Genomic DNA, 18,802 nt, shown 5'->3' on the forward strand with positions numbered 1-18,802 from the left:
CCTCCTCAATCAAACTCGCCTTGGCTTCTCAAATGTGCTCCTAGCACCTGCCATTCAGGATTCTCTCGCCAGTTAGGGTCAGATACAATTTGGCTAGCCACCCGTCTGGATTCCTCTAAGATATTGTAGTCTTCCACAATATCGGCCACCTGAAATTCAGGAATACCTGACTGACGTGTCCCAAAGATTTCACCTGAGCCACGCATTTTAAGATCCTCCTCAGCTAGAACAAAGCCATCCGTGGTCTCACACATGGCCTGCATGCGTTTTTTACCAGTATCATTTTTAGGATTAGCCACCAAAACACAGTAGGACTGCTGATTGCCTCGACCTACACGCCCTCGAAGCTGGTGAAGCTGGCTAAGTCCAAAACGATCCGCATCCATAATGACCATAACTGTAGCATTTGGCACGTTAACACCTACTTCGATAACTGTAGTTGATACTAAAATCTGAGATTTTCTGTCCTTGAAATCTTGCATAATTTGGTCTTTTTCATCATTTTTCATACGACCGTGCATCAGAGCTACTGTAGCTGAATCCCCAAAGAACTCTGTGAGTTCCTGGTGAAGAGCAACGGCATTTTTCAAATCAAGAGCCTCAGACTCTTCAATCAGAGGAGAAATAAAATAGACCTGAGTATCTTTTTCCAACTCCCCCTTAATCCAAGCCAATACAGTATCTAACTGCTCATGTTTGACCCAACGGGTAATAATGGGCTTACGTCCAGCTGGCATCTGGTCAATGATAGATACATCCATCTCCCCAAAGGCAGTGATTGCCAAGGTCCTAGGGATAGGGGTCGCTGTCATCATGAGGACGTCAGGATTGTCACCCTTCTCACGGAAAATACGACGTTGATTAACCCCAAAACGGTGCTGTTCATCAGTAATGACTAACCCAAGACTATGATAAGTCACTGCATCTTGAATCAACGAGTGGGTTCCCACAATCATCTGAGCCTCCCCAGACTCGATTTTGGAAAGGGCTACTTTCTTATCCGCCGCCTTCATTCCAGAAGTTAGGATCACTACCTCTAACTCAGGAAAAAGCCCCTGTAAACTCTGATAATGCTGCTCTGCTAAGATTTCCGTCGGTACCATGAGGGCAGACTGAAATCCTGCCGTATAGGCCCCATACATAGCCAAGCTAGCGATAACTGTTTTCCCTGAGCCCACATCTCCTTGCAAGAGACGGTTCATATGAGCCCCAGATTTCATATCAGCTAGGATTTCCGATAAACTACGTTGTTGGGCCTCTGTTAAGGGGAATGGTAATGCTGCAATTTTGGCTTTGATTTTGGCTTCATCGTAAGCAATTGCTAGACCATTGGTTTCGGACTTATTTTCAGCCTTCAGCACCTGTAAATTCATCTGGAAATAAAAGAGCTCCTCAAACTTGGTCCTACGTAGAGCCTGCTTATATTCAGCCAAATCTTTCGGAAAATGCATGGCACGCACAGCCTCTTGACGTCCCATGAGACGGTACTTGTCCAGCAGCACCTGAGGGAGACTTTCCTCCAACAAATTAAGGGCCCCACTATCAAAAGCTGCCTTTATGGCCTTTATCAGTTGGGCCTGACTAACACCCTGGGCCACATGGTAGACTGGCTGCATATCGTCCTCAACTTGAGCCAGGACTTTCATACCAGTCACAGCAGACTTCTTCTGGTCCCATTTGCCAAAAATAGCCACTTCTGCCCCCATTTCAATCTTGTCCACAAGATAAGGTTGGTTGAAGAAACTAATGGCAATCACAGCCTCTCCTTGCTTGATTTTAAAACTCAGACGATTCCGTTTAAAGCCATAATACTGCACATTGGCAGGCGTCACCACTGTTCCCGTAATAACAGCCTTTTCGCCATCCATCAGTTCAAAGATAGACTTACTCTTAAAATCCTCATATCGGAAAGGAAAATAAAGCAAGAGGTCCCCAACCGTGTATAAATCTAATTTGGTAAATTTTTCAGCGGACTTAGGCCCAAAGCCTTTCAAATCCGCAATTGGTGAATCTAGTTGAATCATATCCTCTATCATTTCTATCGTGTTCTTCTTCCCGTGAAAAAGGAAGCCTTATCAGCTATTATAACACATGAAAATACTCTTCACTAAAACCAAAAAATCCAGCATCAAACTGGACTTCTCTTTTTATTGATATTAGTCATAGCTACGAGGTACACGGTCACTAAGTAAACAAAGAACTTCGTAGTTGATAGTCCCACGTTTTTCAGCCACCTCTGTCGCAGTGATGCTTGCTCCACCATTTTCACCCATAAGAGTGACAGGAATTCCTAGGGGATAAACCTTAGGAAGACGAACGGTAATCTGGTCCATAGACACACGCCCAACAATAGGACAAAGCTGTCCATCCACAATAACATGGAAACCTTGTAAATCTCTGGTCCAACCATCCGCATAGCCAATCGGAATGGTTCCAATAACCTCATCAGCTGTCGTCGTATAGGTTGCACCATAACCCACATCTTGACCTGCTGGCAGGGTCTTAACATGAACAAGTGCAGTCTCCAAACTTAAAGCAGGACGAATCCTATATGGAAGGTCTAAAACACTACCACTAGGATTGAGACCATAGATAACAACACCCAGACGTACCGCATTAAAGACTGTTTCTGCATGCCAGATGCTTGTCGCAGAGTTGCTAGCGTGTACCAAGCGAGGACGGTCCACCAAGTTATTAACCAAATCCGTGAAGAAGGCTAATTGACGCTTGAATTTACTATCATCTGCCTCATCAGCCGTTGCAAAATGAGTAAAAATACCTTCGACATCTGCACCAAGTGATTTCAGACCAGCAATCAAGCTATCCGCATCCCCTTGGCTACGCACCCCAATACGACCCATACCTGAATCAACCTTAATATGACAGGTCAAACCAGTTAAATCAAGCCCTTGATCCTTAACCATTTCCAACCACTCTAGCGAAGCTACCGTCAGCGTGATGTTTTCTTGAATAGCCAAAGGAACCTCGTCTGGCAAGACAACTCCTAAAATAAGCATCGGTTGTTCTAAGCCAGCTTGACGAAGTTCAAGCGCCTCGTCTAGGTTGGAAACACAAAAACCATCCACCTGCTTAGATACATGCTTGGCCACTTCGACAGCGCCATGACCATAAGCATTGGCCTTAACAACTGCAAAAGTCTTTACCTGTTTAGGGATGTGACTAACCACTTGTTCAATATTTTCTGAAATTGCTGATAGATCAACCTTTGCCAAGGTTGGTCGATGTAAACTTGAAATCATAAGCTATCCTCTTACAACATCTATCTCTTAGTTTTTTTCTAAAATGACACTTGCCTGAACAAAATCACCGCTATGGGAAATCGAGATAAAAACCTTGCCTTCAAAAGGTGATTGGGTTACCACTGGAGCTCCCTTGTCATTGGTCAATATTTCAATATCCTTAAAGCCAACTGCTCCAATACCAGTACCCCAAGCCTTTGAAAATGCTTCCTTACCGGCCCAGCGACCTGCTAAATAGGACATCTGACGATTGCCAGAAAGGGATTCAAAACGTTCCCACTCTTTTGGTGTCAATACCTTTTTTGCAAAGCGTGGATTGCGGTCATAAGCCTTTTTAACAGCTGAAATTTCCTGCAAGTCTATACCATGTCCAAAAATCATAATTGTTACGACAGTCGATTGTGGATTTCACGAATAAGGCTATCTGTCTTATCCCAACCAAGACATGGATCTGTAATTGATTTCCCATAAACTTCAGGTGTGTCTTGACGACCATCCTCAAGGTAAGACTCAATCATAAAGCCACGCACGGTATCCGCGATACGCTCATCCCACTCACGGTTAAGAAGGACTTCACGCACAATACGAACTTGCTCCATGAAGTTTTTACCTGAGTTGTCATGGTTAGTATCAACAAGGATAAATGGATTTTCCAGATTAAGTGCACTATACTTGTCCAAAGCCTTAACCAAGTCCTCGTAATGGTAGTTGACAATGTTCTGACCATTTTCATTGTTGGCACCACGCAAGATAGCGTGAGCTAGTGGGTTACCATCTGTTTTAACTTCAGCACCATTGTAAAGGAAATGCTGTTGATTCTGCGCAGCATAGATACCATTAAACATGACATTCAAATTCCCTGACGTTGGGTTCTTCAAGCCAATTGGCACATCAATACCTGAAGCTACAAAGCGGTGCTCTTGGTCCTCAACAGAACGTGCTCCAACAGCATGATAGCTAAGCAAATCATCAAAGAAGGAAAGATTTGACGGATAAAGCATCTCGTCAGCGATAGGAAGACCTGTCTCAGTAATAATACGTGACTGAAGGTGGCGAACTGCCTTAACCCCAGCAAGAAGGTCTACATCACCCTCTGCATCTGGCTGGTGGATAAGCCCCTTATAACCGTCCCCATTAGTACGTGGTTTAGCTGTATAAACACGCATAACAATAAAGATTTTATCCTTCACTTCTTCCTGAAGTTTGGCCAAACGGTGAGCATAATCAAGGACCGCTTCTTCATTGTCAGATGAACATGGACCAATAACCAAGAGAATACGTTTGTCCTCACCCTTGATAATTTTTGCCAAGGCCTCATCATTAGCCTGTTTAGTTACTAGTGCGTCTCCCGTAAGAGCATGCAATTTCCTTACTTCCGCGACATCAATCAGCGGACTATTTTGATGAATTCCCATCTATTTCCCTCTCTTTGTGAAAAGAGAGCGAACCGCTTGGTCATCCAAACGGTTCACTCCCCATATATGGTTTCTGTTACCTTATTATTTTGACAAAGTATCGTGGATTTCACGAATCAATTCTTCTGTCTTATCCCAACCAAGACATGGGTCAGTGATTGATTTACCATAGACATCTGGCGCATCTTGACGGCCATCTTCAAGGTAAGATTCAATCATGAAACCACGTGCCACTTTGTTGATTTTTTCATTCCAATCACGGTTAATCAAGGTTTGACGAACGATACGGATTTGTTCCAAGTAACGTTTACCTGAGTTATCATGGTTTGTATCAATAACGATGAATGGATTTTCAAGGCCCATTTGTTCATAGTGTTCGATTGTTTCAAGCACATCATCATAGTAGAAGTTAGGCACGTTTTTACCATATTCATTCGTTGAACCACGAAGAATAACGTGTGCCAATGGGTTCCCTGGAGTTTCAACTTCTTCACCGTTAAAGAGGAAGTTTTGTTTGTTTTGTGCGGCGTAGATACCGTTAAACATCACGTTAAGGTTCCCTGATGTTGGATTCTTCATACCAGTTGGAACATCAATACCTGAAGCAACAAAACGGTGTTGTTGGTCTTCTACAGAACGTGCACCAACGGCAATGTATGACACAAGGTCATCTACCAAAGGAAGATTTTCTGGGTAAAGCATTTCATCAGCAGTTGTGATACCAGTTTCAGTGATAACACGGTAGTGAAGGTTACGTACAGCCTTGATACCGTTAATTAGGTTTGGTTTCCCTTCAGCATCAGGTTGGTGTACAAGTCCTTTATAGCCATCACCATTTGTACGAGGTTTAGCTGTATAGACACGCATAACCATAAAGACTTTATCTTTAACTTCTTCTTGAAGTTTAGCCAAACGGTGAGCATAATCAAGAACAGCTTCTTCATTATCAGATGAACATGGACCGATAACCAAAAGCGTACGGTCATCTTCACCCTTGATGATTGCTTCAAGCTCTTTATCACGAGCTTGTTTCTTGGCAAGGGCTTCACCTGTTAATGTAGTTGATTCTTTAACTGCATCAAAATCAATTTTTTCACTTACTGCTTTAAAAACCATAATAATTACCTATTTTTTCCTAAAATTGTTTACGACCGTGACAATTTTTAAATTTCTTACCAGAGCCACATGGACAGAAGTCATTACGACCAACCTTACTAAAGTCAATTTCTTGACCATTAGCATCTGCTTGGTGGGCCTGGATATTGCCTGTTGCTGTTGTCGAAACACGTTCATTCACATTTTCACGAGATTGCTCATGAATTTGTGCTTTCATCATTGTACGTGTCACATCATATTCAATTGCCCCAATCATATCTTGGAACATCTTGAACCCTTCAGATTGATACTCAACGATTGGGTTGTTTTGTGCATAACCACGCAAACCAACGGCATTACGTAATTGATCTAGGGCATCGATGTGGTCCGTCCACTTGTTATCAACAACCATCAAAATCAAGACTTTTTGGAATTCACGGATAGCTTCCTCTGAACGCAATTTCTTGATTTGACGATCATAAACATCATCTGCTAACTCATTCAAGTAAACTTTAATAGCGTCATAATTAACACTACGTTTCGTTACCTCTCCCACTTCTTGTAAATCTTCAAGTGAGATGGCATTCTCAGGAACCAAAGCCTGACGAGCAAAGTTCAAAATACCTTTAAGAGCTTCCTCTTGATCATTGCGGCTGTGACCATCTACCGTACGATTAATCGTACGCTTAATCATAGCCTTAATCTCAGGTTCAAGGTCACGTTCCGCTGTGATAACATCATAACGCTCAGCGTAGATGATTTCACGTTGTTCACGCATAACGTCATCGTACTGAAGGACTTGTTTACGAGTATCGTAGTTATTTCCTTCGACACGTTTTTGAGCCGCTTCCACTTGGCGTGTCAACATACGTGATTTGATAACAATATCTTCATCATCAGCATTCAAACGTTCCAAGACTTGTTTGATACGATCAGAACCGAAACGACGCATCAATTCGTCTTCAAGTGAAAGGTAGAATTGAGATTCCCCTGGATCCCCTTGACGTCCCGCACGACCACGCAACTGGTTATCGATACGACGGCTTTCGTGACGCTCTGTACCAATGACACAGAGTCCACCAAGGTCAAGAACACCTTCACCAAGTTTGATGTCGGTACCACGACCGGCCATGTTGGTCGCAATCGTAACGGCACCACGTTGACCCGCATTCATGATAATATGCGCTTCTTTTTCGTGGTTCTTGGCATTAAGCACTTCATGAGGAATACCTGCTTCAACCAACATCTTAGAAATCAAGTCAGATGTTTCAACGGCAACCGTACCAACAAGGACTGGCTGTCCTTTTTCATAACGACGTTTAACATCTTGTACCACTGCACGGAATTTAGCATCCAAGGTAGGGTAAAGAAGGTCATCGTGGTCAATACGTTGAATTGGACGGTTAGTTGGAATCGGAATGATTCGCATGTTGTAAATTTCACGGAATTCATCTTCCTCAGTTTTACCAGTACCAGTCATCCCTGACAATTTCTTGTACATACGGAACATATTTTGGTAAGTGATTGAGGCAGATGTCTTCGTTTCTTCTTGAACTGGAACACCTTCTTTTGCCTCAATGGCTTGGTGGAGCCCATCTGAGAAACGACGTCCTTCCATGGTACGACCTGTAAATTGGTCAACGATAAGAATTTCTTGCTCAGGACTGACCACATAGTCAATATCATGCAACATGATGTAGTTGGCACGAAGGGCGTTGTCAATATAGTGAGTCAAGGCAACATTGTCAATATCGTATAAGTTGTCCAAGTTGAAGAATTCTTCAGCCTTGTCAATACCTGAGTCATTCAAACCAATCGTTTTCGTTGGAATATCAATGGCATAATCATCCTCTGTCAAGGTCTTAACAAAGGCATCCGCACGGTGATATAACTGATTAGTTTCTGAACTTACAGGACCTGATACAATCAATGGTGTACGAGCTTCGTCGATAAGAACTGAGTCAACCTCATCGACCAAGGCATAGTTCAATGGACGTTGTACCATGTTTTCCTTACGAACAACCATGTTATCACGAAGATAGTCGAAACCTACCTCTGAGTTGGTTGAGTAAGTGATATCACAGTTATAAGCTTCACGTTTTTCAGCTGGTGATTTGGCTGAAAGGTTAATCCCTACTGACAAACCAAGCCAACTATAAAGCTCACCCATTTCAGTTGCATCACGCTCTGAAAGGTATTCGTTAACGGTGATAACGTGCACACCTTCACCTGAAATAGCATTTAGGTAAACAGGCATTGTCGCAGTCAGGGTTTTCCCTTCCCCTGTACGCATCTCTGGGACGTCACCATGGTGAAGAACAATACCACCCATGATTTGCACACGATATGGGAAAAGTCCAAGAACACGTTTTGCCCCTTCACGAACAACTGCAAATGCCTCTGGCAAGAGTTGGTCTAGACTTTCTCCGTTTTGATATCGTTTTTTAAATTCTTCTGTTTTTGCCTGAAGTTCTTCATCTGAAAGAGCTGCCATTGCATCAGCATAGCTCTCGACTTTCTTGGCAGTTTTTTCTAGTTTCTTAATTTCGCCTTTATCATTTTCAATGATTTTGCGTAATATATTTGCCATCTTTTTTCCTTTCGACAGTCTTTATCTCCATATTTTACCACAAAAGCCCCCTTTAAACAAGAAATCACTCAAGGATTGACAAAGAAAAAAGCCCTAGTTTAAGGGCTTTCACAATGGATTTGCAAATAAACGAAAACTTTTTTATTAGATTCACTGAAAATATCGACAATAATGCTTTAAAACTACTTCTTAGAGTTCTCTTGGCTCTCTAGGATATCCTCAAAATCATGCAAGAGATTTTCAAAAGCCTGCTCAAAGAAGACATGGTCGGTGCCGCTATAGGCCTTCATTATCATAGGGCTAGCTTCAAAATCAACGTAGAATTGATAGTCCAAGACACCATTTTTCCAGTAAAATTTGATGCTAGGGGAGGCCGTTTTTTCACCGCACATACCCGGAATGGCCCGTTGTAAGCCATAAATGTGATCTCCATAATCTTTCAGACGATAGTAAGCTCCCTCAAAATAATAGGATTTGCCGATTTCAATACGCTCAAATAGTGCAGCTAAAACTTTTTCATTACTCATACTTAAGCCTCGTTAGGGTGACTGACAATCATCTCCAATTGTCCATCAATTTCCCAATCTGTCACATCATTTGGAAGAATGAAGTGATCACCTTTTTTTAGACAATAAATGCGTGAATCGATAGTCATAGTCCCATTGCCAGAAAGTACTGAACAAAGCAAATAAGGAGCTGATTGCTTGAAGTCAACCAAGCCACTGAGTTTCCATTTATATACGGTGAAGAAGGAGTTTGATGTCAAACAAGTCGACTCTAATTGCAAGGTCTTAACAGTTGCTGGGATGCTATTTTCTGGGTCCCCTAGATTCAAGACATCAAGAGACTGTTGAATATGAAGCTCACGTTTATTGCCCTGATCATCCCTACGATCAAAATCATAGACACGGTAAGTGGTGTCGCTAGATTGTTGAGTCTCTAAGATCAGGATACCTGGACCAATAGCATGCATGGTACCACTTGGTACAAAGAAAAAGTCACCTTTTTTAACAGGAGTTTTCGATAAAAGTCCGTCCCAATCACCTGCGTCAATTAAGGACGCCAATTCTTCCTTGGTCTTAGCCTTGTGACCATAAATAATCTCTGCACCCTCTTCAGCATCAATAATATACCAACATTCTGTCTTTCCTAGCTCACCTTCATGCTCTAGTCCATAAGCATCATCAGGGTGTACTTGTACTGAGAGCCAGTCATTAGCGTCCAAAATCTTTGTCAACAAAGGAAAAACACTAGTCTTGGGATTTCCAAAAAGTTCTGGTTTATCCTTGTAAAGTTCTGCCAGATGAAAACCAGCATACTTCCCGTTTTTGACATAGGATACACCATTAGGATGGGCAGAAATTGCCCAGTATTCACCAGTGTGTTCACTGGGAATATCGTAACCAAACTCTGTCTTAAGGCGATTACCTCCCCAGATTTTTTCATGCATTGGCGAATCTAAAAATAAAGGTTCCATTACATCCTCCTGTATAGAGCAAAACGCCTTAAGATCATGTCTTAAAGCGATTTTACATATTTTGCTTATTTGCGTGAGTGTTTGTCAGCTACATCTTTGGCAAGTGCAAAGTTACCAAGCGTCGCAGAGCCATTACCTGAAACAGCAGGTGTCACAATATACTCAGTCACGTCTGGCACTGGAAGGTAACCATTCAAAAGAGCTGTGAATTTTTCACGGACACGACGAAGCATGTGTTCTTGTCCCATAACACCACCCCCAAAGACGATAACTTCTGGACGGTAGAGCACAGTTGCCTGGACAGCAGCTTGAGCAATGTAGTAAGCTTGAACATCCCAAACCTCAGAATTTTGCTCAATCAATTCGCCACGAATACCTGTACGGGCTTCAAGTGATGGACCAGCAGCCAAACCTTCCAAACATCCGCGGTGGAATGGACAAGTTCCGTTAAATTCATTGGAAACATCATTTGGGTGAAGAGGTACATATACGTGACCAGCTTCAGTGTGACCCATACCACCAATGAACTCACCATTTTGAATAGCACCGGCTCCAATACCAGTTCCGATAGTGTAGTAAACAAGACTCTTAACACCTTTACGAACAAGTGTCTCACCATAAGCAGATGAGTTAACATCAGTCGTAAAGTAGAAAGGAATATTAAACTCTTTAGCAATCAAACCAAGAAGGTCGACATTTGACCAATGTGGTTTTGGTGTTGAAGTCACAAAACCATATGTTTCAGAGTTTGGATCAACATCAATTGGTCCAAATGAACCAATTGCAATTCCAGCCAATTGATCTTCATAACGTTTGAAAAATTCAATAGTACGGTCAATTGTTTCGTAAGGTGTAGTTGTTGGGAATTGAGTTTTTTCAACGACTTGGAATTTCTCATCGCCAACAGCACAAACAAATTTTGTACCACCAGCTTCCAAGCTTCCGTAAAGTTTAGCCATAGGTAAAGCTATCTCCTTTTATGATCAATAATAACTATTTATACTATTATAAATAAAAGCTAGGCAAAAGACAATCTAAATGAGACCTTGTTTAAGGAGGTACAGACTACTCTGCTTCATACTTTTCTTTATGAGCCATTTAACTAAAAAAGCCGAATTGGCTTCGACTTTTCTAGCTTATTATTTAACTGCGATGAAGTCTGCACCTTCAGCAACTGAACCAGTCGCTACTGATGAAACATCTTCGAAGTCTGCAGTGTTTGTAACGATAACCATAGTTGTATCGTCAAGACCTGCTTCAGTGATTACTGAGCTATCGAAGGTAGCCAAGACATCACCTTTTTTAATACGTTGATTTGCTTGAACTTTAGCATCAAATCCTTTACCGTCAAGTGAGACAGTGTCGATACCGATGTGGATAAGCACTTCAGCACCTTTATCAGATTTAAGACCGTAAGCGTGACCTGTTGGGAAGGCGATTTGCACTTCACCATCAAATGGTGCGACTACTTGGTTTCCTGAAGGTTTAATAGCGGCACCTTTACCCATAGCTCCTGATGAGAAGACTGGGTCATTAACATTTTCCAAAGCTACAACTTCACCTTTAAGTGGTGCAGCGATTGTTTCGGCTTGCAATGCAACTGGAGCTGATTCTGCAGATGCAATATCTTCAGCAACAACTTCTTTTTGAGCTTCAACTTCTTCCTCTTTGTAACCGAAGATCCAAGTAAGAGCAAAACCAAGAGCAAGTGTTACAAGTACCATGATCACATACTTAAGCACTTGACCGTTAAGGTAAAGAAGAGTACCAGGAACGATTGTTACACCAAATCCTGTACCAGCGAGGTTAAGGATTGAGGCCAACCAACCACCAGCAGCACCAGCGATAAGACCCATGATAAATGGTTTACCGAAACGAAGGTTAACCCCGAAGATAGCTGGTTCAGTGATACCAAGTACCGCTGAAAGAGTTGCAGGGAAAGCAAGTGCTTTCAATTTAGCATCTTTAGTTTTAACACCCACTGCAAGTGTCGCACCAGCTTGGGCAGTCATAGCAGCTGTGATGATAGCGTTAAGTGGGTCTTTACCAGTATTAGCAATGAGGTTAGCTTCAAGCAAGTTAAAGACGTGGTGAACCCCTGTAACGACGATAACTTGGTGAACTCCACCAAGAACAAGACCAGCAAGACCAAATGGCAAGTTAAGAATCCATTCTGTAGCAGCAAGAACATAGCTTTCAACAGTATGGAAGACAGGACCAATGATAAAGAGGGCCAAAGCTGACATTACTGCGAAGACGATAAGTGGACGCAAGAGAAGGTCAAGAACGTCTGGAACCCATTTACGAACCCATTGCTCGAACTTAGCACCAAGCAAACCTACGAAGAAGGCTGGAAGCACTGAGTTTTGGTAACCTACTACTGGAATAAAATCAAAGAAGTAAATTGGTTTAGCAGCACCTGATGCAACATCCCAAGCGTTAGGAAGGGCGTTGTTAACCATCATCAAACCAAGAACCAAACCAAGGAGTGGTGAACCACCAAATACGTTAAAGGCTGACCAACAAATCAAGGCTGGGAAGAAGGCGAAGGCTGTATCTGTCAATACAACTGTGTAAGTATAGAAATCAGTAGCAGCAAAAGCTTTTGATGTTGTACCGAACAAACCAAGAACTGTATCGTTATTGATTGCTCCACGGATACCCATGAAAAGACCAGTCGCTACGATTGCTGGAAGCAATGGAACGAAAACGTCACCGAATGAACGGATAGCACGTTGGAACCAGTTACCTTGTTTAGCAGCTTCTGCTTTTTGTTCGTCTTTAGATGCTGTTGGAAGACCTTGAGCAACGACTTCGTCGTAAATCTTGTTAACAGTACCTGTACCAAAAATCATTTGGTATTGACCTGAGTTAAAGAAAGCACCTTGAACTTTTTCAATGTTCTCAGCCTTTTCTTTATTGATTTTGTTTTCATCTTTGACCATCACACGTAGACGAGTCGCACAGTGAGCAACACTGTTGACGTTTTCACGTCCACCGAGGGCATCGATGACTTCTTTTGCAATTTGTTTGTTATCCATTTGCAAAATTCTCCTTAATAAAATTTGGTATGAAAGCGTTTAGCTTTTCTTTACGATAACTATTTTAGCATCTTTCTGCCATATGTCAACCGTTTAGCATATTTTTTTATTTTTTGTTATAAATCGTTGATTTTTATAGGTAAAACGTTTACTATATTATTAACAAATAGATTAGGAGATTACTAAATATGAATCTACCAACAGAAGTTCGTTACCGTCCATACGCAGATTGGACAGACGAAGAAAAAACAAAGATTAGAGAAAATGTCGCTAAATCACCTTGGCGTGCAAGTTACCATATCGAACCAGAAACAGGGCTTCTTAATGATCCAAACGGTTTTTCTTACTTTAATGGTAAGTTCCAACTTTTCTACCAAAGTTGGCCATTTGGAGCTGCTCATGGTTTGAAACAATGGGTGCATACTGAAACTGAAGATTTGGTTCACTTTACAGAAACTGGTGTCAAACTCTTGCCAGACCATGAAAATGATAGCCACGGTGCCTACTCAGGTTCTGCTTATCAAATCGGTGATAAACTCTTTATCTTCTATACTGGGAACGTTCGTGATGAAAACTGGATTCGTGACCCACGTCAAATCGGCGCTTGGATGGATAAAGACGGCAAAATCGAAAAATTCGACAAGGTTCTTATCAAACAACCTGCTGACGCTACTGGGCACTTCCGTGACCCTCAAATCTTCGATTACAAGGGACAATTCTACGCTATCGTAGGTGCTCAAAACCACGATAAACAAGGTTATATCAAACTTTACAAGGCAGTAGACAATGATGTCGAAAACTGGGTTGAGGTTGGTAATCTTGACTTTGGTGGCACTGGGTCAGAGTACATGATTGAGTGTCCTAACCTTGTCTTTGTAGATACCAAACCTGTTCTTCTTTATAGCCCACAAGGTCTCGATAAAGCTGAACTTGACTACGGTAACATCTACCCTAACACTTATAAGATTTTCCAAGATTTCGACCCTGAGAAACCTGCCCTTGTTGATGGCACACCAATTATTAACTTGGACTACGGGTTCGAAGCTTATGCTACTCAAGGATTTAACACTCCTGATGGTCGTGCCCTTATTGTTAGCTGGATTGGTCTCCCAGACGTGGACTATCCAACTGACAAATACGACTACCAAGGTGCTATGAGCTTGGTTAAAGAATTATCTATCAAAGATGGTAAACTCTACCAATACCCAGTAGAAGCTATTACAAGCTTACGTGCTAGTCAAGAAGATCTCTCTGAAAAAACGGCAACAACTAACACTTACGAGCTTGAACTTAACTTTGAAGCTAACACTCAAACAGAACTTGTCCTCTTCGCAGACCAAGAAGGAAATGGCTTGTCACTTACTGTTGATACTGAGAACGGAAAAGTTATCCTTGACCGTTCTAAAGCTGGTGAACAATATGCTACTGACTTTGGAACAAGTCGTGAATGTACACTTGATGCCGGTCAAGCTGCAACCGCAAACATCTTTGTAGATAACTCAATCGTTGAAATTTACTTCAACAAAGGTGAGAAAGTCTTCACTAGTCGTGTTTTCCCAAGTGCAGAACAAACTGGTATCAAAGTAACATCAGGAAACGTTTCTGGGCACTACTTCGACTTGAAATACTAAGGTGATTTATGGTCGCAAAGCTTACTGACGTTGCCGAACTGGCTGGTGTGAGCCCAACCACAGTTTCTCGCGTCATAAACAAAAAGGGCTACCTCTCACAGAAGACCATTGACAAAGTTCACGCTGCTATGCAAGAACTCAACTATAAACCAAATAATTTAGCTCGAGGTCTTCAAGGAAAGTCGGCCAAACTCATTGGCTTGATTTTCCCAAATATTTCCAATATATTTTATGCCGAACTTATTGAACGTCTTGAGGATGAACTCTTTAAGCAAGGCTATAAAACCATTATTTGTAATAGTGAGCATGATCCTAACAAGGAGAGAGACTATTTGGAGATGCTTGCCGCCAACCAATGTGACGGCATCATCTCGTCTAGTCACAATCTTGGTATTGAGGATTATGAGAAGGTTGAAGCTCCCATCGTTGCCTTCGACCGTAATCTCGCCCCAAAGATTCCTATTGTTTCGTCTGACAACTTTGAAGGTGGCAAGTTAGCCGCAAGAGCTATGGTCAAGGCTGGCTGTCAACGCATTGTCATGATTACAGGCTATGATAATTCGGATTCTCCAACAGGACTTCGTCAACTAGGTTTTAATTATGAATTGGACAAGAAAGGTATTATTTGTCCTGTTCCAAACGATTTGTCTCTCATGCGACGAGAATTAGAAATCAAATCTATTATCTCTCGTGAAAAACCAGATGGCATCTTTGTTTCGGACGATTTAACAGCTATCTTGGTTATGAAGATAGCTAGACAATTGGGACTTTCTATCCCAGATGACCTAAAAATCATCGGTTATGACGGTACCGCCTTTATCCGTCACTTCTACCCAGAGTTAGCAACTATCCAACAACCTTTGGATGAAATTGCTAAGCTTTGTGTCGAAATTCTTCTCAAGAAAATTAAAGGCAAAACAGTTAATCGTGATTACGTGCTTCCAGTAAATTTGATTGCCGGTGGTAGTATATAAATAAAAGTCGCAAGAAATCTCCGCTTGCGACTTTTTTTCTTGTTAAATTTGTAGAAAAAAGAAGTTGAAATAGTGTTCAACTTCTTTTGCTTATGCTTCATCTGTCACGAACTGACTAAGTACACCGTTAATGAACTTAGCAGATGTTTCATCAGAATATTTTTTAGCGATTTCAATGATTTCGTTGATAGCCACACGTCCTGGTGTTTCTTCAAATGACGTGATTTCATAAAGTCCTAAACGAAGGAGGGTACGATCTGTCACAATCAAACGTGAGAGACTCCAACCTTCTTTCAATTTTTCTTCAATTTGACTATCAAGTTGAGCCAACTCTTCACGGACGCCTGTTACTAGGCTAAGGAGAAAGGCTGGTACATCAACTTCAGTTTCTTCGTCAATTGGCTTGTCATAAGTGTAAGCGAAATGTGCTTGTTCCAGAGCTTCACCACCAAATTCAAGGGCAAAAAGCGTTTGAAAAGCACGCTCACGAAGGTCACGACGTGAATCTTTAAAGATATTAGTCATTCAAAAAATCCTCGTTAAACAATTCAGCCAAGTCTGGTTTTTGTGACTTTTCAGTAACAATAGATTCAACGTGAACGTTGACTTCTGAAATTGCCACTTCTGCCATATCATAGACAGCTGCTTTAACAGCCTTTTGAATTTCAATTGAAACCGCTGGTACGTTAACCCCATACTGAAGTGAAACGTAGATATCAGCATTTACAGTACCATCTTCTTCTGTTCGGAGGTAAACACCACGTCCCAAGCTTGTTTTGCTGAGACTATCCGTAACATTTTTATTTTGAAGGGCGTAAACACCTTCCACTTTAGTTGCAGCGATACCTGTAATCACTTCGAGCACGCGAGGGGCAATTACAATTTCACCGATATTTTCTGTAGTCATCGCATGTTTCCTTTCCGTTAGTTTGGAAAATAAAGCCTTCAAACCAATGGTTTGAAAGACTTAGTCGGGCTTAGGCACGTGATACGTAAGTACCTTCAGCTGTGTTGATAACCAATTTTTGACCAGCTTCGATAAAGTCTGGAACGTTAACCACAAGACCAGTTTCAAGTGTTGCAGGTTTACCTGAACCTGTAACTGTTGCACCCTTGATTGATGGTTGTGTTTCAGTAACAGTCAATTCAACAGTTGTTGGTACTTGCACACCGATAACTTCTGTTCCGTAGAATTGGATTTTTACTTCTGAGTTTTCAAGGATAAATTTCAATTCTTCTTGAACGTTGGCTACTGGAATTTCATATTGGTCATATGTTTCAGTGTTCATGAAGTATGCAGTATCATCCATTTGGTACAAGTATTGTGCTGGTACTGTTTCGATGATTGCTTGTTCAAATTTTTCTTCTGGACGGTAGCTAGTATCAAAAGTTGAACCTGAGCGAACATCACGCAATTTCATACGCATGATTGTATTACCTTTACCAGGTTTGTGGTGGCTAGCTTCAAGAACTTTGATCAATTTGCCATCGTTAGTTACGAAAGTCATACCCGCACGGAGTTTACTTGCTTCAATCATTATTAAATACCTCTTTGTAAAAAATTATTATCAGTTTATTCTACCATAAATGACAGCATGGCTCAAATGTTTTATAGATTCAAACCCAATCCTCAGGCTTTTTTCAAAGAACAAACTAGTCATCCATTCCTAAGTGAACCTCTGGGACATCATGTTGCAAATAAGAAACACCCTTTTGTTCCATCAACTCAATCGCAAATGGGTGCGGTCTATAATTGGCCTTGTAAGTAATCTTTACGATACCAGCTTGCAAGAGAGCTTTGGTGCAGTTGATACAAGGAAAATGCGTCACATAAATCTCTGTATTTTTGGTAGAAATCCCCTCTTTGGCACATTGGATAAGGGCATTCATCTCTGCGTGTACCGTACGAATACAATGACCATCTTCCATGTAGTGACCTACTTCGTTACAGTTATCAGTCTCAGAAACCCCGCCGTTATAACCTGTAGCGATAATACGCTTGTCCTTGACTAAAACAGCCCCAACAAAGGCACGATCACACGTAGAACGCTTAGAAATCAGCTCTGCATTAGCCATAAAATAATCTTGCCAAGATAAACGGTTTGGCATAAAGTATTCCTCCAAATCTTAGAGAACAATCAATTCCTTAGGCGCAAGGGTAATCAATTCACAACCATTCTCTGTGATAATGATGTCATCTTCGATACGAACACCATATTTATCAGCCAAATAAACACCTGGCTCGTCCGTCAAGACCATGCCAGCTTCGATAGTTTCATCAGAATTACCAAAGTAAGGAATCTCGTGAATGTCAAGACCGATACCGTGTCCGATACCATGTGTAAAGTAATCACCGTATCCCGCTTCGACAATAACATCACGCGCAACCTTATCATAGTCACGGCGTGTCATGCCAGCCTTAGCCGCGTCAATCAAGGCCTGATTAGAACGTAGAACGATATCATAAATTTCACGCTCCTCATCAGTAGTGTCACCAATATGGATAGTACGAGTCATATCGCTAACGTAGTGGTTGTAGTAACAACCAAAGTCCATAGTCAAGGTCTCACCAGATTGAATAACCTTTTCTGAAGCAACCCCGTGAGGCATAGCTGAACGGTAGCCTGAAGCAATGATAGACTCAAAGGAAATCCCTGAAGCTCCGTACTCGCGCATACGGAAATCTAAGAAGTTTGCTACTTGTAGCTCTGTTGTTTGACCTGGTTTAATGAAATCAAGCACATCTGTAAAGGCACGGTCTGAGATAGAACAAGCCTTACGGATAGTTGCCAATTCTTTTTCGTCCTTGATCATACGCAACTCTTCCATGAAGTTGCTTTGTGGTGACAAAGTGTAGCCTTCAAAAATCGCTTGAAGACCTTGGTAGTAAGCAAATGACACCTGATTATCAAAACCGATTGTTTCAAGGTTATCAGCCTCGATAATTTTAACAATATCCTTAAGTGGATCCTTACTTTCGATAATATCAAAGCCATGCACAGATTGTTTGGCAATGAGGGTATAACGTGAATCCGTTAAGAAGAGGCGACGATTCTTAGTAATGAAGACAGTCGCATTTGTCCCCCAGAAATCTGTTAAATAATAGATATTTTTTTGTCCTGTCACCAACAAGGCATCAAGGCCTGATTGGGAAAGTTTGGCATCAAATCGTTCAAGTCTACGTTGCATTATGAATTACTCCTTTGGTATTTTAGGTTAATTATACCAAATTTTCAGACTTTAAAGGATTAAATTGACATTTTAGATTGTTTTTTTGATGTCATAAAGAAAAAGCCAGATGAAACTCTGACTTTATTAG

At 41.5% G+C, this 18,802-nt stretch carries 17 protein-coding genes; 2 read left to right on the plus strand and 15 right to left on the minus strand.

The genetic code is table 11. The features are described 5' to 3' along the window. Positions 1–5 precede the first annotated feature (5 nt). The 10 genes from recG to ACWPVZ_RS05330 all read right to left on the minus strand — a co-directional run bounded on the left by recG (position 6) and on the right by ACWPVZ_RS05330 (position 12,878). Positions 6–2,024, minus strand: a complete 2,019-nt coding sequence (gene recG, locus ACWPVZ_RS05285; protein WP_454381240.1) for an ATP-dependent DNA helicase RecG — start codon at positions 2,022–2,024, stop codon at positions 6–8. Positions 2,025–2,156: 132 nt separating this feature from the next. After that, on the minus strand, positions 2,157–3,260 hold the full coding sequence (gene alr, locus ACWPVZ_RS05290) for an alanine racemase (RefSeq protein ID WP_414341189.1): 1,104 nt from the start codon (positions 3,258–3,260) through the stop codon (positions 2,157–2,159). Positions 3,261–3,287: 27 nt separating this feature from the next. Continuing rightward, complete coding sequence (acpS, locus tag ACWPVZ_RS05295) at positions 3,288–3,641, minus strand: holo-ACP synthase (RefSeq protein ID WP_002891813.1); 354 nt, start codon at positions 3,639–3,641, stop codon at positions 3,288–3,290. Positions 3,642–3,646: 5 nt separating this feature from the next. After that, entirely contained in the window at positions 3,647–4,675 is a 1,029-nt protein-coding gene (locus ACWPVZ_RS05300; protein ID WP_371482571.1) for a 3-deoxy-7-phosphoheptulonate synthase, read from the minus strand. Positions 4,676–4,759: 84 nt separating this feature from the next. Further along, the gene (locus ACWPVZ_RS05305; RefSeq protein ID WP_002891816.1) at positions 4,760–5,791 is read right to left on the minus strand and encodes a 3-deoxy-7-phosphoheptulonate synthase; all 1,032 of its coding nucleotides are present in this window, start codon (positions 5,789–5,791) and stop codon (positions 4,760–4,762) included. A 19-nt stretch (positions 5,792–5,810) separates the two neighbouring features. Continuing rightward, the gene (gene secA, locus ACWPVZ_RS05310; protein ID WP_225745629.1) at positions 5,811–8,360 is read right to left on the minus strand and encodes a preprotein translocase subunit SecA; all 2,550 of its coding nucleotides are present in this window, start codon (positions 8,358–8,360) and stop codon (positions 5,811–5,813) included. A gap of 182 nt (positions 8,361–8,542) precedes the next feature. Continuing rightward, complete coding sequence (locus ACWPVZ_RS05315) at positions 8,543–8,887, minus strand: hypothetical protein (RefSeq protein WP_013991167.1); 345 nt, start codon at positions 8,885–8,887, stop codon at positions 8,543–8,545. Positions 8,888–8,889: 2 nt separating this feature from the next. Further along, a complete protein-coding gene (gene manA, locus ACWPVZ_RS05320; protein WP_414341187.1) occupies positions 8,890–9,837 on the minus strand; it encodes a mannose-6-phosphate isomerase, class I in 948 nt (315 codons plus the stop codon). 65 nt (positions 9,838–9,902) lie between these two features. Continuing rightward, entirely contained in the window at positions 9,903–10,796 is an 894-nt protein-coding gene (gene scrK / locus ACWPVZ_RS05325) for a fructokinase ScrK (RefSeq protein WP_002891824.1), read from the minus strand. 180 nt (positions 10,797–10,976) lie between these two features. Further along, positions 10,977–12,878: a sucrose-specific PTS transporter subunit IIBC gene (locus ACWPVZ_RS05330; RefSeq protein ID WP_002884626.1), complete on the minus strand. Its 1,902-nt coding sequence runs from the start codon at positions 12,876–12,878 to the stop codon at positions 10,977–10,979. A gap of 188 nt (positions 12,879–13,066) precedes the next feature. On the opposite strand from ACWPVZ_RS05330, the gene ACWPVZ_RS05335 reads away from it, so the two are divergent. After that, a complete protein-coding gene (locus ACWPVZ_RS05335; protein WP_414341186.1) occupies positions 13,067–14,509 on the plus strand; it encodes a sucrose-6-phosphate hydrolase in 1,443 nt (480 codons plus the stop codon). An 8-nt stretch (positions 14,510–14,517) separates the two neighbouring features. After that, positions 14,518–15,483: a LacI family DNA-binding transcriptional regulator gene (locus ACWPVZ_RS05340; RefSeq protein ID WP_414341185.1), complete on the plus strand. Its 966-nt coding sequence runs from the start codon at positions 14,518–14,520 to the stop codon at positions 15,481–15,483. Positions 15,484–15,573: 90 nt separating this feature from the next. Here ACWPVZ_RS05340 and nusB read toward each other — a convergent pair whose 3' ends face one another. The 5 genes from nusB to ACWPVZ_RS05365 all read right to left on the minus strand — a co-directional run bounded on the left by nusB (position 15,574) and on the right by ACWPVZ_RS05365 (position 18,672). Then, on the minus strand, positions 15,574–16,008 hold the full coding sequence (gene nusB / locus ACWPVZ_RS05345) for a transcription antitermination factor NusB (protein ID WP_002884506.1): 435 nt from the start codon (positions 16,006–16,008) through the stop codon (positions 15,574–15,576). Then, complete coding sequence (locus ACWPVZ_RS05350) at positions 16,001–16,390, minus strand: Asp23/Gls24 family envelope stress response protein (protein WP_002884704.1); 390 nt, start codon at positions 16,388–16,390, stop codon at positions 16,001–16,003. The genes nusB and ACWPVZ_RS05350 overlap by 8 nt, the downstream gene beginning before the upstream one ends. Before the next feature lie 70 nt (positions 16,391–16,460). Next, on the minus strand, positions 16,461–17,021 hold the full coding sequence (efp, locus tag ACWPVZ_RS05355; protein ID WP_002884532.1) for an elongation factor P: 561 nt from the start codon (positions 17,019–17,021) through the stop codon (positions 16,461–16,463). 115 nt (positions 17,022–17,136) lie between these two features. Next, the gene (locus ACWPVZ_RS05360) at positions 17,137–17,592 is read right to left on the minus strand and encodes a deoxycytidylate deaminase (protein ID WP_002884736.1); all 456 of its coding nucleotides are present in this window, start codon (positions 17,590–17,592) and stop codon (positions 17,137–17,139) included. 18 nt (positions 17,593–17,610) lie between these two features. Next, on the minus strand, positions 17,611–18,672 hold the full coding sequence (locus tag ACWPVZ_RS05365) for a M24 family metallopeptidase (protein WP_014635041.1): 1,062 nt from the start codon (positions 18,670–18,672) through the stop codon (positions 17,611–17,613). Positions 18,673–18,802 lie beyond the last annotated feature (130 nt).

This window comes from Streptococcus sp. Marseille-Q6379 (assembly GCF_965119505.1).